The organism is Bradyrhizobium sp. SZCCT0231 (assembly GCF_018130245.1).
GTDB lineage: Bacteria > Pseudomonadota > Alphaproteobacteria > Rhizobiales > Xanthobacteraceae > Bradyrhizobium > Bradyrhizobium japonicum_F.
Map to the genome: position 1 here is coordinate 57,501 of NZ_JAFCKP010000016.1, position 15,488 is coordinate 72,988.

The 15,488-nt window shown below is 64.6% G+C and carries 16 protein-coding genes (1 of these 16 only partly in view); 6 read left to right on the plus strand and 10 right to left on the minus strand.

Features of this window, described 5'->3' with window-relative positions; translation table 11 throughout:
• Positions 1-434: the beginning of a hypothetical protein gene (locus JQ566_RS27775; RefSeq protein WP_212378324.1), read on the minus strand. Its footprint begins 1,177 nt before the window's first position; only the first 434 of its 1,611 coding nucleotides appear in the window; its start codon is at positions 432-434; its stop codon lies beyond the left edge, outside the window.
• A gap of 349 nt (positions 435-783) precedes the next feature.
• Between JQ566_RS27775 and JQ566_RS27780 the strand changes: the two genes are divergently transcribed.
• Entirely contained in the window at positions 784-1,380 is a 597-nt protein-coding gene (locus tag JQ566_RS27780; RefSeq protein WP_212378326.1) for a hypothetical protein, read from the plus strand.
• Positions 1,381-1,662: 282 nt separating this feature from the next.
• On the opposite strand, the gene JQ566_RS27785 is transcribed toward JQ566_RS27780, so the two are convergent.
• The 5 genes from JQ566_RS27785 to JQ566_RS27805 form a co-directional block, all read right to left on the minus strand.
• Positions 1,663-2,751 (minus strand): TRAP transporter substrate-binding protein, encoded by a 1,089-nt coding sequence (locus JQ566_RS27785; RefSeq protein WP_212378327.1) that lies wholly within the window; start codon positions 2,749-2,751, stop codon positions 1,663-1,665.
• 179 nt (positions 2,752-2,930) lie between these two features.
• Complete coding sequence (locus tag JQ566_RS27790) at positions 2,931-4,244, minus strand: NAD(P)H-dependent oxidoreductase (protein ID WP_212378329.1); 1,314 nt, start codon at positions 4,242-4,244, stop codon at positions 2,931-2,933.
• Between the two features lie 164 nt (positions 4,245-4,408).
• On the minus strand, positions 4,409-5,209 hold the full coding sequence (locus JQ566_RS27795; protein WP_212378331.1) for a phytanoyl-CoA dioxygenase family protein: 801 nt from the start codon (positions 5,207-5,209) through the stop codon (positions 4,409-4,411).
• A gap of 140 nt (positions 5,210-5,349) precedes the next feature.
• Entirely contained in the window at positions 5,350-6,027 is a 678-nt protein-coding gene (locus JQ566_RS27800) for a GntR family transcriptional regulator (RefSeq protein WP_212378333.1), read from the minus strand.
• Positions 6,028-6,209: 182 nt separating this feature from the next.
• Positions 6,210-7,067 (minus strand): sigma-70 family RNA polymerase sigma factor, encoded by an 858-nt coding sequence (locus tag JQ566_RS27805; protein ID WP_212378335.1) that lies wholly within the window; start codon positions 7,065-7,067, stop codon positions 6,210-6,212.
• A gap of 99 nt (positions 7,068-7,166) precedes the next feature.
• Here JQ566_RS27805 and JQ566_RS27810 point away from each other — a divergent pair, with 99 nt between their 5' ends.
• On the plus strand, positions 7,167-7,622 hold the full coding sequence (locus tag JQ566_RS27810) for a carboxymuconolactone decarboxylase family protein (protein ID WP_212378534.1): 456 nt from the start codon (positions 7,167-7,169) through the stop codon (positions 7,620-7,622).
• A gap of 1 nt (position 7,623) precedes the next feature.
• Here the strand turns inward: JQ566_RS27810 and JQ566_RS27815 are convergent, their stop codons facing one another.
• On the minus strand, positions 7,624-8,436 hold the full coding sequence (locus JQ566_RS27815; protein ID WP_212378337.1) for an alpha/beta fold hydrolase: 813 nt from the start codon (positions 8,434-8,436) through the stop codon (positions 7,624-7,626).
• A gap of 18 nt (positions 8,437-8,454) precedes the next feature.
• On the minus strand, positions 8,455-9,273 hold the full coding sequence (locus tag JQ566_RS27820; protein WP_212378339.1) for an alpha/beta fold hydrolase: 819 nt from the start codon (positions 9,271-9,273) through the stop codon (positions 8,455-8,457).
• A gap of 133 nt (positions 9,274-9,406) precedes the next feature.
• Between JQ566_RS27820 and JQ566_RS27825 the strand changes: the two genes are divergently transcribed.
• On the plus strand, positions 9,407-9,949 hold the full coding sequence (locus tag JQ566_RS27825) for a methylated-DNA--[protein]-cysteine S-methyltransferase (RefSeq protein WP_212378341.1): 543 nt from the start codon (positions 9,407-9,409) through the stop codon (positions 9,947-9,949).
• A gap of 36 nt (positions 9,950-9,985) precedes the next feature.
• On the opposite strand, the gene JQ566_RS27830 is transcribed toward JQ566_RS27825, so the two are convergent.
• Together JQ566_RS27830 and JQ566_RS27835 are read right to left on the minus strand one after the other, a co-directional pair.
• On the minus strand, positions 9,986-11,530 hold the full coding sequence (locus JQ566_RS27830; protein ID WP_212378343.1) for an acyl-CoA synthetase: 1,545 nt from the start codon (positions 11,528-11,530) through the stop codon (positions 9,986-9,988).
• Between the two features lie 118 nt (positions 11,531-11,648).
• A complete protein-coding gene (locus tag JQ566_RS27835) occupies positions 11,649-12,821 on the minus strand; it encodes an acetyl-CoA C-acetyltransferase (RefSeq protein WP_212378345.1) in 1,173 nt (390 codons plus the stop codon).
• A 209-nt stretch (positions 12,822-13,030) separates the two neighbouring features.
• Here JQ566_RS27835 and JQ566_RS27840 point away from each other — a divergent pair, with 209 nt between their 5' ends.
• From JQ566_RS27840 to JQ566_RS27850, 3 genes are all read left to right on the plus strand, one after another.
• On the plus strand, positions 13,031-13,633 hold the full coding sequence (locus tag JQ566_RS27840; RefSeq protein WP_249139851.1) for a TetR family transcriptional regulator: 603 nt from the start codon (positions 13,031-13,033) through the stop codon (positions 13,631-13,633).
• Between the two features lie 54 nt (positions 13,634-13,687).
• Positions 13,688-14,446, plus strand: a complete 759-nt coding sequence (locus JQ566_RS27845; protein WP_212378350.1) for an SDR family NAD(P)-dependent oxidoreductase — start codon at positions 13,688-13,690, stop codon at positions 14,444-14,446.
• Between the two features lie 215 nt (positions 14,447-14,661).
• Positions 14,662-15,468 carry an enoyl-CoA hydratase/isomerase family protein gene (locus JQ566_RS27850; protein ID WP_212378352.1) on the plus strand — a complete coding sequence of 269 codons (807 nt, stop codon included), beginning with the start codon at positions 14,662-14,664 and terminating at the stop codon, positions 15,466-15,468.
• Positions 15,469-15,488 lie beyond the last annotated feature (20 nt).

Sequence of the window (15,488 nt, forward strand, 5' to 3'; positions counted from 1 at the left end):
AGCTTGCCGTAACCTGCTAATTTGGTCGGATCAGACGGACGATGCGAACTCTTCAGTGACAGATTCGCTAGGTCACAAAGTAGTCCGACCAGCGCCGCACCATCCGCGGTCTGGTCCACTGCAGGCCCGTCCAGGCTGATCCCGATGCTGAAATAGCCACCAAGCAGCCCGTCGAAGAACATCCTCTTGAAAGCAATCCGCTGCTTTTTGTCGCCGGATCTTTTGAGCTCGATATCAATGGAGCGCACCGCACAGAGGCTGCTCTCTCCGATCCAGCCGAGAAAACCGCCGCTCGGCCGGTCGATGATATCACCCAGATTGCGATAGAACCGATGCGGTTCGTCAAGCTTGGAGAAGCGGCTCTGTACGAGCGCAGATCGGCTCGGAAACAGAGCTCTCTCGTCCGCAAACGGATAATAGACGCTAACAAGCATGCTCTATTCCCGTGGAGCTGGCGGGTTAGAACCACCAGCTCCAGCTCTGAAGGGACGAGCTAGTCTCGCTCGCCCCGATCCCTTGCGGGCTGTAGATGCCGGTCATGTGCCGGCGATCCACGCCTCTATCTTAAGGTGCACTCGCGACGGAATTCAATGGATTTCTCGATCGCCACATGCCGGCGATCCACCACCGGATTGTGATCATTCAGCCACGATTGCTCGTTAGCGATGGGGTCAGTTCATTCGGAGTTCATGTCCGGTTCCCCAGTTTCCCGGATGTCGAGACCTTCCACCGCCGACATCTTCCAGCGCCAAAACCAACCATCCCCTTCAGGAGGAGACTCCCATGCCAGCATTGCTTCGTCCCGCCCTGTCCGCGTTCGGCGTCGCGTGCCTTGTGTGCGCAGCATCGCTTGCTTCCTCCGGTGCCGCTTTCGCGCAAGCCAAGCAGCAGCCCGCACCTGCTCAGCAGGCCGCGCCGGCGCAGCAGCAGGCTCCCGCGCTCAAGCAGATTGTGCTGACCGACAAGCAGCTCGACGGTGTACTCGCCGCCCAGAAGGACGTGGATGCGATCACCGAAAAGCTCCCCGAGAACACCGCGCCCGATCAGAAGGTCATCGCGCAGCTCGAGGAGGTTGCAAAGAAACACGGCTTTGCCGGCTATGACGATTACAGCAACGTCATCGACAACATCAGCCTCGTCATCGGTGGCTTCGATCCTGGGACCAAGAAATATGTCGGCCCCGAAGCGGTGATCAAGGCGCAGATCGCGCAGATCCAGGCCGACAAGAAGATGCCGGCGAAGGACAAGAAAGAAGCCCTCGACGAGCTCAACCAGGCGCTGAAGACGCCGGCGCTCCAGGTCGAGAACAAGGGCAACATCGATCTCGTCGCCAAGTATTACGACAAGCTCGTTGCAGCGCTCGGGGATGATGAGAATTGAGGATGTTGCTGCGTCTTCGCAAAGCGCGATGCTTGGCGCGGCCTGAGGATGACGCACCGCATGCCACAACCCCCGCTGTGATGCTCCGCGAAAGCGGGCCATCCAGTACGCCGCGGCGGATGCGGTGAGAGCGAGCACTTTCATGACCGCCTCTGGAATCCTGGATCGCCCGGTCGAAGCCGGGCGATGACACTTCCGGCGCGGCCCGTTCGTCGCCAAACAAAAAAGCCCCGGAGCCAGCTCCGGGGCTTTCGTCGTTTTGCGGCTCGCAGCGCGATGCAGCTACGTCCTCGTCCGCATCCGCATCATGAAGGTGTCGAAGCTGAGCTCGGCCACCTGCATCCAGGCGAGCGACTCGCTGCGGAAAGCGGTGAGGCTCGCATACATCTTGCTGAAATGCGGGTTGCTCTTGGCGAGATCGGCGTAAATCTCGTTGGCTGCGCCGTAGCAGGCTTCGAGCACCTCCTGCGGGAAGGGCTTGAGGATCGCGCCGGCAGCGAGCAGCCGCTTGAGGGCGGGTGGATTGACCGAGTCGTACTTGCCGGTCACCCAGGTGAAGGTATCGAGCGATGCCGTCGAGATCGCCGCCTGATAGTGTTTCGGCAACGCGTTCCATTTCTCCAGATTCATGATGTTGTGGCCTTGGCCGGTCCCTTCCCACCAGCCCGGATAGTAATAGTACTTCGCCACCTTCACGAAGCCGAGCTTCTCGTCGTCATATGGCCCGACCCACTCCGCCGCGTCGATCGTCCCCTTCTCCAGCGCCGGATAGATGTCGCCCGCCGCGATCTGCTGCGGCACGCCACCGAGCTTCGAGACGATGGTGCCGGCGAAGCCGCCGACGCGGAATTTCAGGCCCTTGAGATCATCGACGGTCTTGATCTCTTTGCGAAACCATCCGCCCATCTGGGCGCCGGTCGAACCCGTAGGAACGCCGATCGCATTGTGCTCCTTCAACAGACCGTTGAGCATGTCCTGACCGCCATTCCACAACAGCCAGGAGATGTGCTGGCGCGTGTTGAGACCGAACGGCAGCGACGTGCCGAAGGTGAACGCCGGGTTCTTGCCCCAATAGTAGTAGAGCGCAGTGTTGCCCATCTCGACGGTGCCGTTCGAGACTGCGTCGAGCACTTGCAGGCCCGGCACGATCTCGCCGGCGGCAAACGGCTGGATCTGAAAGCGGTTGTCCGTGATCTCGGCGACTCGCTTGCAGAAATACTCGCAGCCGCCATAGAGCGTATCGAGTGACTTCGGCCAACTCGCCGCCAGCCGCCATTTCACCTCGGGCATCGATTGTGCGACGGCCGGCGCGGCAACAGCAGTTGCGGCCAGGCCCAATCCGCCTGCCGTCAGGAATTTACGACGTTCCATGCATTTCCTCCTGTGATGTCGTGTCCTCGACGATGGATCGCGGTCTTGTCGCCGCTTTGGTCTTCGCCGGTGGCCGACGTTTCTTGGTGTCCGAAATTCAGTATTCCCGGATCGCGGTCAGGATGACCAAAGGGGGCCTGCAAATCAAGCGCACTTTGGTTGTGCGGCTGTCAAAGCCGTCAATGCTGCGCTGCGAACGCGGCTTCCATGGCCTTGCGCGTCTTCATCGTTTCGTTGGCCGGGTCGAATTCGACATCGCTCCAGCGCACCACCGCGCCATGGGCGACGTCATGTTTCAGCTTCACGCGATGTGCGAGCCCGATCGGCAGGGCGCCGGCCTTGAGGCTCGCAGCCGCCGGTACCAGCTTGCCCCACACCGTATAGCCGCCTTCGCCGTCGAGCATCTCCCCGGCGCGCAGATTTCGCTTGGCCACTGCTGCGACATCGCCACGGAAGCCGATGGCTTGCCCGGTGGGCTCGCCCCGCAGCGCGGCCGACAGCACCGAGATGTTCAGCTCGAGCCCGATCAGATGATACGGCTTGTACATGGCGGCGAAGCGTCCGCTGGCGTCGGTCTTCAGGCCGTATTGCCTGAAGCAATCGGCGGCGTAGTCATTCGGCGCCTCCAGCACGACGTAGACGCCCCAGCGCAGGTCGCGAAACACCGGCCGGCCGTCGCGCTCGATCGAGGAGACGACCTCGACGACGCCGGACCGCTCCAGCACGCCGCCGCGCGAGCGCGGCCGCATGATGTGCGGCAGGTCGTCGACGCCGCAGGGCGGAAACAGCAGGCCGTCCGCGGGCACGTCGAGGCTGCAGGCATTGGCGATCGCGGCCATCTCGATCGCCGATTTGGTGCCGTCGAGGAAGGAGTTGAACATCTGCGGATTCATGCCGGCCGACTGCGCCTCGCCCGCGGTCAGGCCGTAATGCTGCCAGACACCGTCAGGCGTCACGTCGTGATAGGCCGGCAGGTACTTTGTCCCCTTGCCGGCGGCGACGACGCGAAAGCCGGTGGCCCGCGCCCAGTCGACCATCTCGGCGGTCAGCGCCGGCTGGTCGCCATAGGCGAGCGAATAGACCACGCCGGCCTTGCGCGCTTCCTCCGCAAGCAGGGGGCCCGCCAGCACGTCGGCCTCGACATTCACCATCACGATATGCTTGCCCGCCGCAATCGCCGCGCGCGCATGTCTGATGCCGACGGCGGGATTGCCGGTCGCCTCCACCACCACATCCATCGCGCCGCCGGCAATGGCGCGCGCACCGTCATCGGTGAACGTGGTCGCCGCGATGCGCGCCGGATCCCAGCCGACGGTGCGGCAGGCCTCGCGCGCGCGGTCGCGGTCGATGTCGACGATGATTGGCACCTCCAGCCCCGGCGTGTGCGGCACCTGCGCCAAAAACATCGAGCCGAATTTGCCCGCGCCGATCAGCGCGACACGGACGGGCTTGCCGGCGGATGCGCGGGCTTGCAGGAGGCGGAAGAGGTTCATGTTGTCATCCGATAAGTCTCGTGTCCCGGACGCGGTGCAGCGCTTCTTCAGCGCTGCTCCGCAGAGCCGGGACCCAGTGCGAGGGAATTCGGGGCGGCGTGGGCCCCGGCTCAGCAGCGCACCGCTGAAGAAGCGCTGCGCTGCGTCCGGGGCACGAGAGCATTCTATTCCGCCGCTTGCCGCGGCGCACGGGCAAGCCGCAGCAGCGCGTCGTCGTCCACCGTCCTGATCGGCGTGAAATCGCGATGCGCGATGTAGTCCGGCCGCGTCGGTGTGCGGATATAGTTCGAGACCGCGTTCAGCGTCAGGTACACGATCTTGCGCGGGTAGGGCGTGATGTTGCCGCTCGATCCGTGCACGAGATTGCCGTGGAACATCAGCATGCCGCCGGGCTTGCCGGTGGGCGCCACGATGCCGCCCTGCTTGACGAGGCGCGTCACGGTGTCCTCGTCCAGCGTCCACAGCGGATAGGAGGTGGTGGCGAGGTCATGCGAGGCTTCGAGATCGCCGGCATTCTGGCTGCGCGGCACCAGCATCAACGGGCCGTTGATCGGCATCACCTCGTCGAGGAAGATCGCGATGTTCATCGCGCGCGGCTCCGGCATGCCGTCGTCGCGCTTCCAGGTGCCGTAGTCCTGGTGCCACTGCCAGACGTCGCCGGTGAAGGCCGATTTCGCATTGATCTTGAACTGGTGCATGTACACGGGCTCGCCGAACACCTGCTCGACCGGCTCGATCATGCGCGGATGCGCGCCGAGAATGCGGAACGCCTCGTTGTAGAGATGCGCGGCAAACGCCGTGCGCGGCGCGCCGCTCTTCTCGCGCCAGACCTCCGGCCGGTTGGCGTCGTAGATGCCGATCGCCTCGCGCGCGAGCAAATCGACCTCCTCCGGGCTGAACAGTTCGGGCAGGAACAGCCAGCCCTCGCGGTGGAAGAATTCCAATTGCTCCTGGGACAGTTTCATGGGTCGTCCTCCTTGTGTTGTTTTTGTCATTCCGGGGCGCGCGCAGCGCGAGCCCGGAATCCATTTCTCCTCAGCGCTTGCCGCCTGATGGATTCCGGGCTCGACGCTTACGCGTCGCCCCGGAATGACGGCGTTTGTCGCTACGCCGCCGCCGCGTCCGTTGCCCGCAATCTCTCCTCGGTCATTCGTCCCGCCGTCTGCGCATGCGCCAGCGCCGCGCGCTCGGCGGCGCTCGCATTCCCAGCGAAAATGTATCCGGCAATATCGGCATGCTCGGCCCAGGCGCTGTCGCGATAATCGAGCTCCGACAGCACCGTGGCCATCGAGCGGCGCATATGCGGCCATTGCGGCGCCATCGTCTCCTCGATCACGGGATTGCCGGCGAGCTGATAGATCGCGCGGTGAAAGTCGACATCGAGCACGATGAGCTCGGCCAGCGTCGTGTTGCGGTCGCTGCGGCGTCCGGCGGCAAGCGCCGCGTCGAGGCGCGCGCGTCCGGCCGCATCGGTGCCGGCGCGCGCTGCGGCGAGCCGGGCCGCCAGCGCGTCGATGGCGCCGCGCACCTCGTAGAGCTGGCGGATGCGGGCGGGATCGAGCTGGGTGACCTCGAAGCCCCGGCGGCCGCTTTCGGCGACCAGACCTTGCCGGTGCAACAGGTGCAGCGCATGCGACACCGGCTGGCGCGACACGCCGAGCCTGTCGGCGAGTTCGTTCTGCCGGATGCGCTGGCCGGGCCGCAGCGTGCGGTCGGAGATGGCCTCCAGGATCCGTTCATAGACCTGGTCGATCAGGTTCGGGAGCGGGTCGAGAGGGATCACGCCGGCAGCTCCTGGGACGGAATACGGAATTCCGTATTCGAAGGTACTGTGAGGGGGGCGGGGCGTCAAGGCAGACTTGGAGACCTCGCTCCAGCGGCTCTGGAGGGGTCAGCTAAGCCATTGATATCGCTATGCCCGTCTACTTTGCATGGGGTTGTTTTCGTCAAGATGGGGTATCCGCGTCAACCCTCCAGCACCTCCAAATCGAGCACCGCGATCCGCTCCGCATCGGCCACCGCCTCGATTGCCGCGATCCGCTCGCCCTCGAATGTCACGCGCAGCGCAATGCGCAGCTGTCCGCCGAGCACGACGGCAACGCCCAGCTCGCCATCGACCAGCGCCGTGCGAGCGGCTTGGGCGCGACCCTTGAAGCTCTGCGCGACGGCGTCGGCGCCGCGGATCTCGGGCAGCGAGCCGAGCCGCACCGCGGCCTGGTCGGCGCGGAATACGACGTCGGGATCGAGCACCGCGAGCAGCCCTTCGAAATCGCCTTCGCGCGACGCTTTGAGAAACGCATCGACGATCCTGCGTTGATGCGACAGATCCGTCTCGGGCACCGGTGCGCCCTGCACGCGCCGCCGGGCGCGGCTCGCCAGCTGCCGCGAGGCATCGACGGAGCGGCCGACGATCGGCGCGATCTCCTCGAAGGGCACCGCAAACATGTCGTGCAGGACGAAGGCGAGCCGCTCCGCCGGCTGCAACGTCTCCAGCACGACCAGCAGCGCCGCGCCGACGGAGTCTGCCATCTCCGCCTCGCGCTCCCGCGTCTCGTCGACCGGCTCCGGCACGTGCGGACCGATCGGCTCTTCCTTGCGCGATTTCCGCGCGCGCAGCATGTCGAGGCAGATGCGCGCGACCACGGTGGTGAGCCAGCCGCGCAAATTCGCGACGTCTGACATGTCGTAGCGGCTGACCCGCAGCCACGCCTCCTGCACGGCATCGTCGACCTCGGCACGGGACCCCAGCATCCGATAGGCGACCGCGCGCAAATGGTCCCTGCTCGCCTCGAACTGTTCGGTCAGAAAATTTTGTTCGGTCATCGGTCACATTCCCTCGTCGCGATCCGTCATGCCCATGACGAAGCCAATCCGGCCGATGTGACCGGAACCTTCGAAATTCGGCAGATGGAGACGAAAATGATGCACGCCCGCATGAATCACCCCGTCATGGTGCTGCCCGAGGCCATGAATGTCCTTCAGTCCCTCGGCAACCTGACAAAGCAGGGCCTGCCGGAAAAGCTCCTGGAACTGGTGCACCTGCGCGCCAGCCAGATCAATGGCTGCAGCGTCTGCGTCGATATGCATCCCAAGGTCGCGCGCAAGCTGGGCGAGACCGACGAGCGCCTGTTCGCCGTGTCCGCCTGGCGCGATGTGCCCTATTTCACCGACGCCGAGCGCGCCGCGCTGGCCTTGACCGAGGCGGTCACGCGCCTCGCCGATCGCGAAGACCCGGTGCCGGACGCGGTCTGGAACGAGGCCGACAAGCATTTCGACGAGCGCGAGCTCGCAACCCTGATCCTCGCCATTGCGACGATCAACGTGTGGAACCGGCTGAACGCGACGATCAAGATGCCGGTCGGCGTTTGGAAGGTGTGAGTTACTTCGCCAGAAACCTGCTCACCACCTCGCCGAACTCGAGCGGCGCCTGCTCGAACATCCAGTGGCCGGCGTTGGCGATCACCGCCGTCTGGGCGCCCGCGATGTGGGCGGCCAGCACGCGCCACATCACCGACAGGCTGCCGGTGGTCGCGCCGCCGCCGATCAGCAGCGTCGGTGTCCCGATCGCCTGCGCATCGCCGAGCGTGTAGGGCCTGCGCTGCTCGTTGATCTGGCCGAGGAAGGTGAGCGCGTTGTCGCGGAGTTGCTGCTTGGCCGCAGCAGGCACGCGCCGCCAGGAGCCGTCGCCCTCGATGCCTTCATAGAAGTTCCGCAGCGCGCCCTCGTGGTCGCCGGCGCGGATCATCTCGACCGAGCGCGCGGTGCGGGTCGCCAGCGACGCATGCGCGGGCGTGCCTTCTGGCACAGGCAGGGATGCGTCGAGATCGCCGCCGGGCTCGGCCAGCACCAGTTTTCGCAACAGATCAGGCCGCGCCTGCGCCACGCGAAAGGCGATGTGGCCGCCGCGCGAATGGCCCATCAGGTCGACGGGGCCGGGCTTGACCTGCTCGATGAAGGCGATCGTGTCGGCGACATGTTGGGCCATCTTGTAGTCGTCGCCGACGGCATCCCAATGCTCGGGGAAGAAGTGCCGCAGGCTGACCGAGATCACCCGATGCGCCTTCGACAGTGGTCCCAGCACCGAATACCAGGTACGGAAATCCCCGAGCGTGCCATGCACGCAGACCAGCGGCGGGCCGCTTCCCACCTCGAGATAGGCCATGTCGTAACCGTTGACGTGGAAGATCTGCATTGGTCAGCTCGCAAAGAATCAACTTGCTAAGAAATCCAGCACCACTTCGGAGAATTTCTGCGGCGCCTGCTCGAACATCGGATGCGTCGCGTTCGGGATGATTGCCGTCTTGGAGTAGGGCACATGTGTGGCCAGTGCATGCAGCACCTTCGGCAGCAGGCCCTTGGTCCGCGCGCCCAGGATGAACAACGTCGGCATCTTGATGGACTCCGCATCCGCCTTCGAGAACGGTGGGCGGTCGTCGCGGACCTGACCGATCAGCGTAGAGGCATTGTCTCGCAGATTCTGCTTCACCATCGCCGGCAATCGCGGCCAGGTGCCGGCACCCTCCAGCGTGTCGACGAAGACGCCGAGGCCGCCGTCGACATCGCCGGCTGCGATCTTCTCTGCGGAAGCCGTGAAGCGCGCCAGCAGCGGCGAGGGGCCGCCGACGTAATCCGGATCAAGGCTCGCATCGAGCTCGCCGCCGGGCTCGGCCAGGATCAGCCGCCGGAGCAGGTCCGGCCGCCGCTGCGCCACGCGGAAGCAGATATGCCCGCCGCGGGAATGACCCATCAGATCGACCGGCCCGAGATCGAGCTTGTCGATGAAGGCAATGACGTCCTCGACATGCTGGGCGATCGAATAGGTGTCACCGAGGCCGTCCCAGCGCTCCGGGAAGAAGTGCCGCAGGCTAACGGCAATCACCCGGTGCCGCTGCGTCAGCGGCCCGAGCACGCAGCCCCAGACGCGGAAGTCATTCAGCGATCCATGCACGCAGACCAGCGGCGCGCGGCCTTTGTCTTCGCCCACGTCGAGATAGGGCATGTCGTATCCGTTGACGTGGAGGCTTTGCATTCAGGGCTCGCGAGGAATCGGAACTCCTGTGCAAGATTCCCGGAAACCGGGTGGATCGCAACTATTTCCAAGCCTAGATTTGCCAGGAAATCAAAGTGGGGGCCTGCACCGGAAGCAAGCCAGGAACCTAGCCATGACCGACCAGCATTTTGCCCTGTTCGACACCCGGATCGGCCTGTGCGCCATCGCCTGGGGCCCACGCGGCATCAACGGCACGCAATTGCCGATGGGCGGAGAGCGGAAGATCCGCACCCGCATCAGCCAGCGCCATGCGGACGCCACCGAAGCCGAGCCGACCGCCGAGGTGCAGCAGGCGATCGACCGCATCACAAAACTGCTCGCAGGCGAGCCGGATGACCTCACCGACATCCCGCTCGACCTCGACGGTGTTCCCGAATTCAACCGCGGCGTCTACGATATCGCCCGCACCATCCCGCCGGGCAAGACCATCACCTATGGCGACATCGCCAAGCAGCTCGGCGGCGTCCAGCTGTCGCGCGACGTCGGCCAGGCGCTCGGCCGCAACCCGTGCCCGATCGTGGTGCCCTGCCATCGCGTGCTAGCTGCCGGCAACAAGCCCGGCGGCTTCTCGGCCAATGGTGGCGTGGTGACGAAGCTGAAGATGCTCGAGATCGAAGGCGCGCTGGTGAACCACACGCCGAACCTGTTTGACTGATCTCCGCTTCACCCTCCAGGGGAGGGTAAGAGCGCCTCAAATCTTCGCCGCGGTCTTCGGCCAATATTTGTCGCGCAGATGCCGCTTCACCAGCTTGCCCGTGGGCGTGCGCGGCAGCTCGGCTTCGAAGTCGATCGAGCGCGGGCATTTGATCGCGGAGAGGCGGCTCTTGCAGTAGGCGATCAGATCGGCCTCCAGCGCCTTGCCGGCGCGCGTCGTGTCGTGCGGCTGCACCACGGCCTTCACTTCCTCGCCCATCTCCTCGTTCGGCACGCCGAACACGGCGACGTCGGCGACGTCGGGGTGGGTGATCAGCACGTCCTCGGTCTCCTGCGGGTAGATGTTCACGCCGCCGGAGATGATCATGTAGGACTTGCGGTCGGTGAGATAGAGGAAGCCGTCCTTGTCGAGATAGCCGACATCACCGAGCGTCGACCAGCCCTTGGCGTTGTAGGCCTTCTTCGTCTTTTCGGGGTCATTGTGATAGGTGAACGCGGGCGCATCGGCAAAATAGACGGTGCCGATCTCGCCAACCGGCTGCTCCTCGTCGTTCTCGTCGAGAATCTTGATCTTGCCGACCACGGCGCGGCCGACGCTGCCGCGATGCTCCAGCCATTGCTGCGAGTTGCAGACGGTGACGCCGTTGCCTTCCGAGCCGGCGTAGTACTCGATCAGGATCGGACCCCACCATTCGATCATCTTCGCCTTGACGTCGACCGGGCAGGGCGCGGCGGCGTGGATCGCCCCCTTCAGCGTGGAGACGTCGTACTTGGTTCGGACCTCGTCCGGCAGCTTCAGCATGCGCACGAACATGGTCGGCACCAGCTGCGACTGCGTCACCTCGTATTTCTCGACCAGCTTCAAGAATTCCTCGGCGTCAAAATGCTCCATGATGATGGAGGTGCCGCCGAGCACGATCGCCATCATGTTGAAGCGCAGGGGCGCCGCGTGATAGAGCGGCGCTGGCGAGAGATAAGTGCTCTCCGCGTTCATGCCGCACATGTCGGCGCAGAGCACGCGCAGGAAGGCGTTCGGCACGTCGATCCTGTTCCCCTCGAAGGCCTTCTTGATGCCCTTGGGCCGGCCGGTGGTGCCCGACGAATACAGCATGTCGTAGCCGGCGACCTCATCGGCGATCGGCGTGGTCGGCTGCGCGCCCGCTTCCTTGTCGAAGGAACGGAAGCCGGGCAGCGGCTCGTCCATCATGTAGAAGATCGGCTCGCCTGCCGTGCCCGTGATCAGGGCCTTGATCTGGTCGGCGCATTTCGGCGTGGTGATGACGACCTTGGCGCCGCAATCCTTGATGATGTAGTCGATCTCGTCCTGCTTCAGATAGCGGCTGATCGCGGTGTAATAGAGCCCGCTGCGCTGCGCGGCCCAGCAGATCTCCATGAAGGCGAGGCGGTTCTCCATCAAGAGCGCGATGTGGTCGCCGGCCTTCAGGCCGAGCGATCGGAAGAGATGCGCGCCCTGGTTCGAGAGCTCGTCGAGCTCGCGATAGGTGATCGCCTTGCCGGTCCCGGCCATCTGGTAGGCGATCTTGTCGGGCGTCATCTTTGCGTGGATGGAGGGGTGGGTCATGGCGTTTCCTCAAAACGCGAATGGCGAGTAGCGAGTGGCGAATAGGGAAGAAGGGCAAACCGCTCTTCGCCTGCTCACCATTCGCTACTCGCCACTCACTACTCGCTTTTGTTTCTTCTTACAGTCGCTCCACGATCGTCACATTCGCCATGCCGCCGCCTTCGCACATGGTCTGCAGGCCATAGCGCTTGCCGCGCTGGTGCAGGGCATGGATCAGCGTGGTCATCAGCTTGGTGCCGGAGCCGCCGAGGGGATGGCCGAGCGCGATGGCGCCGCCGTTGACGTTGAGACGCTCCGGATCGGCGCCGGTGGCCTTCAGCCAGGCGGTCGGCACCGAGGCGAAGGCCTCGTTGACCTCGAACAGGTCGATGTCGCCGATCTTCATGCCGGCCTTCTCGAGCGCGCGCTTGGTGGCGTGCAGCGGGGCGTCCAGCATGATCACGGGATCGCCGCCGGTCATGGTCATGTGGTGGACGCGCGCGAGCGGCTTGACGCCGAGTTGCTTCAGGCCGCGCTCGTTCACGACCATCACGCCGGAGGCGCCGTCGCAGATCTGGCTGGCGCTGGCTGCGGAGAGCTTGCCGTTCTCGGCGATCAGCTTGACGCTCTTGATGCCGTCGAGGCTGACGTCGAAGCGGATGCCCTCGTCGATGTGATGGGTGTCCTTGCTGCCGTCGGCGCGGGTGATCTCGAGCGGCACGATCTCCTTCTTGAAGTGCCCGGCTTGCGTTGCTGCAATCGCACGCTGATGGCTGTTGTAGGAGAATTCGTCGAGCTCAGCCTTGGAGAGGCCGTACCGCTCCGCCATCATCTCCGCGCCGGTGAACTGGCTGAACACGATGTTCGGATACTTCTTCTCGATGCCCGGGCTCTTGTAGTTGCCGAAGCCGTTCTTGGCCGGCAACTGTGACGACAGGCCCATCGGCACGCGCGTCATGGATTCCACGCCCGCCGCGATCACCACGTCCATCGCGCCCGACATCACGGCTTGCGCGGCGAAGTGCAGCGCCTGCTGCGAGGAGCCGCACTGGCGGTCGATCGAGGTGCCCGGCACGCTCTCCGGCAGCTTTGACGCCATCACCGCGTTGCGCGCGACGTTGTTGGACTGCTCGCCGACCTGCATCACGCAGCCCATGATCACGTCCTCGACCTGGGCCGGATCGACCTTGGTCCGATCGACCAGCTCGTCCAGCACCTTCGCGGCGAGATCGGCCGGATGCCAGCCGGCGAGGCGGCCCCCCTTGCGCCCGCCGGCGGTACGCGCAGCGGCGACGATGTAAGCCTCGGCCATTTCGGTCTCTCCCATGACTGTTCTGAATTGGGTTGTCGGGGGCGGATTTAAGGGGTGGGACATCGTTTAGTCAATCGATCAATTAACTCTTGTGATGAGGCGCTGCTTGGGCTTATCTGCGCCCCGCTTCCAGCGGCCAAACAGGGATCTCCGTGGCGACCAGCGTTCCGAACAGGCTCCCCGGCGGGAGAAATTCCACGGCAGAGAAATTGCTGGTGGCCGCCAGCGAGCTGATGATCGAACGCTCCTCGATCGATATCTCGCTGTCCGATATTGCGCAGAAGTCGGGCGCCAACGCCGCGCTGGTCAAATATCACTTCGGCAACAAGGACGGCCTGTTGCTGGCGTTGCTCGCGCGCGATGCTGCGACCGAGATGTCCAACCTCGAATATCTGCTGGCGCAGCCGATCACATCGACGGCGAAGCTGAAACTGCATATCGCCGGCATCATCCGCGCCTATCACCGGTTCCCGTACATGAACCGACTGATCCACTATCTGCTACACGAGACCAGCGCGAGTTCCGCCGATGAAGTCTCGAAATTCTTCGTCGCGCCGCTATTGGACTTCCACCGCCGCCTGCTGGCCGAAGGCGTCAGCCGCGGCGAATTCCGCCAGACCGACCCGGTGCTGTTCTACACCAGCCTGATCGGCGCCTGCGATCACCTGTTCTTCGGCCGGCACGCGATGTCCCGCGCGACCGGCGTCGGCCCGGTCACCGACGACGTCTGCCGGCAATACATCAAACACATGGAAACGCTGATCTGCGGCGGCATCCTCACGCAAGCCGAGGAAGCCGCCGCGGCCGGATGATCCGGCTGAACCTCTCAAATCTAGAGAAGAAACGCCCAAGGAAAGGTACACGCGATGCAGTTGAAAGACGTAGCCGTTCTCATCACCGGTGGTGGTTCGGGTCTCGGTGAAGCCACCGCCCGCGCCATGGCGGCCAAGGGCGCCAGGATCGGCGTGATCGACCAGAACAAGGAGAATGCCGAGAAGGTCGCGGCCGAGGTGAAGGGGGTGGCGCTCCATGCCGACGTCACCAGCGAAGAGCAGATCAAGGCGGCGATCGCCAAGGCGGAAGCTACGCACGGCGTCGCGCGCGTGCTGATGAACTGCGCCGGCATCGGTGGCTCGCAGCGCATCGTCGGCCGCGATGGCGTCTACCCGCTCGAAAAGTTCGCGCGCATCATCAACGTCAACCTGATCGGCACGTTCAACTGCCTGCGGCTGTTCGCCGAGCGCCTCGTCACCATCGCGCCCGTCGGCGAAGAGCGCGGCGTCATCATCAACACCGCCTCGGTTGCCGCTTACGAAGGCCAGATCGGCCAGATCGCCTATTCGGCCTCGAAGGGTGGCGTCGTCGGCCTCACGCTTCCGGCTGCGCGCGATCTCGCCAGCCAGAAGATCCGCGTCAACACCATCGCGCCCGGCCTGTTCTTCACGCCGCTGCTGATGGGCCTGAACGAAGAGGCCCGCAAGAGCCTGGGTGCCCAGGTGCCGCATCCTTCTCGTCTCGGTGATGCCAACGAGTACGGCATGCTCGCGGTGCACATCGTCGAGAACCCGATGCTGAACGGCGAGACCATCCGTCTCGATGGCGCCATCCGCATGGCGCCGCGGTAGCAGCTGCTCTCTTCTTACCCTCCCCTGGAGGGGGAGGGTCGATCGCGCGAAGCGCGAGCGGGGTGGGGTGATCTCTCCACTCGGGCAGTGTTGGTCGCGGAGAGACCTTCACCCCACCCCGTCTCACATTTCGCTGCGCGCATTGTGAGCCGACCCTCCCCCTCCAGGGGAGGGTGGGAGACGGTCCCCGTGTCACACGAAAGTGCGAGGCTCTCATGTCCCAACCGCTGCTGATCGAGCACAACGACGGCGTCGACCGGGTGACGCTCAATCGTCCTGACAGCCTCAATGCGCTCGATCCTGTGCTGATCGATGCGCTCAATACCTATTTCCAAGGCCTGCAGCGCAACCGCGACACCCGCGTCGTCGTGCTCAGGGGGGCCGGCAAGAATTTCTGCGCGGGCCTCGACCTCAAGGCGGCAATGGCGCGTCGCGCGGGGCAGCAGGAGCCGCCCGGCGTTACGGAGTCGCTCGACTCGCAACGCCGCATCGCCGACATCGTGATGCTGATGCGGCGTTGTCCGCAGCCGATCCTTGCGCTGGTGCAAGGTGCGGCGGCCGGTGGCGGCTTTGCGCTGGCGCTGGCCTCCGACATCCGCATTGCCGCCAAGTCGGCGCGAATGAACTGCGCCTTCATCAAGCTCGGCCTCGGCGGCTGCGACATCGGCACCAGCTATTTCCTGCCGCGCCTCGTCGGCGTCTCCGTCGCATCCGAGCTGGTCCTCACCGGGCGCTTCATCGGCGCCGAGCGCGCGCTGGCGGTCGGGCTCGTCTCGGAGGTCGTGGACGAGGACAAGCTCGACGCGGCGGCCGAGCCCTATGTCGAGGCGATGATGACGGCCTCGCCCGTGGGGCTGCGGCTGTCCAAGGAATGCCTCAACATGAGCGTCGATGCCGGATCGCTGGAAGCTGTGATCGCGATGGAGGATCGCAACCAGGTCCTGTGCAGCCGCTCCGAGGAATTTTCGGAAGGCATCAGGGCCTTCCTTGAGAAGCGAAAGCCTGTCTATATCAAGCGCTGAACGACGAAGATCCGCAAAGG

Excerpts from the sequence above, each read along its gene's own strand:
- JQ566_RS27850 (WP_212378352.1), top strand. The coding sequence starts at position 14,662 with ATGTCCCAACCGCTGCTGATCGAGCACAACGACGGCGTCGACCGGGTG.
- JQ566_RS27845 (WP_212378350.1), top strand. The coding sequence starts at position 13,688 with ATGCAGTTGAAAGACGTAGCCGTTCTCATCACCGGTGGTGGTTCGGGT.
- JQ566_RS27820 (WP_212378339.1), bottom strand. The coding sequence starts at position 9,273 with ATGCAAAGCCTCCACGTCAACGGATACGACATGCCCTATCTCGACGTG.
- JQ566_RS27785 (WP_212378327.1), bottom strand. The coding sequence starts at position 2,751 with ATGGAACGTCGTAAATTCCTGACGGCAGGCGGATTGGGCCTGGCCGCA.
- JQ566_RS27790 (WP_212378329.1), bottom strand. The coding sequence starts at position 4,244 with ATGAACCTCTTCCGCCTCCTGCAAGCCCGCGCATCCGCCGGCAAGCCC.
- JQ566_RS27780 (WP_212378326.1), top strand. The coding sequence starts at position 784 with ATGCCAGCATTGCTTCGTCCCGCCCTGTCCGCGTTCGGCGTCGCGTGC.
- JQ566_RS27835 (WP_212378345.1), bottom strand. The coding sequence starts at position 12,821 with ATGGCCGAGGCTTACATCGTCGCCGCTGCGCGTACCGCCGGCGGGCGC.
- JQ566_RS27810 (WP_212378534.1), top strand. The coding sequence starts at position 7,167 with ATGCACGCCCGCATGAATCACCCCGTCATGGTGCTGCCCGAGGCCATG.
- JQ566_RS27805 (WP_212378335.1), bottom strand. The coding sequence starts at position 7,067 with ATGACCGAACAAAATTTTCTGACCGAACAGTTCGAGGCGAGCAGGGAC.
- JQ566_RS27825 (WP_212378341.1), top strand. The coding sequence starts at position 9,407 with ATGACCGACCAGCATTTTGCCCTGTTCGACACCCGGATCGGCCTGTGC.
- JQ566_RS27830 (WP_212378343.1), bottom strand. The coding sequence starts at position 11,530 with ATGACCCACCCCTCCATCCACGCAAAGATGACGCCCGACAAGATCGCC.
- JQ566_RS27815 (WP_212378337.1), bottom strand. The coding sequence starts at position 8,436 with ATGCAGATCTTCCACGTCAACGGTTACGACATGGCCTATCTCGAGGTG.
- JQ566_RS27795 (WP_212378331.1), bottom strand. The coding sequence starts at position 5,209 with ATGAAACTGTCCCAGGAGCAATTGGAATTCTTCCACCGCGAGGGCTGG.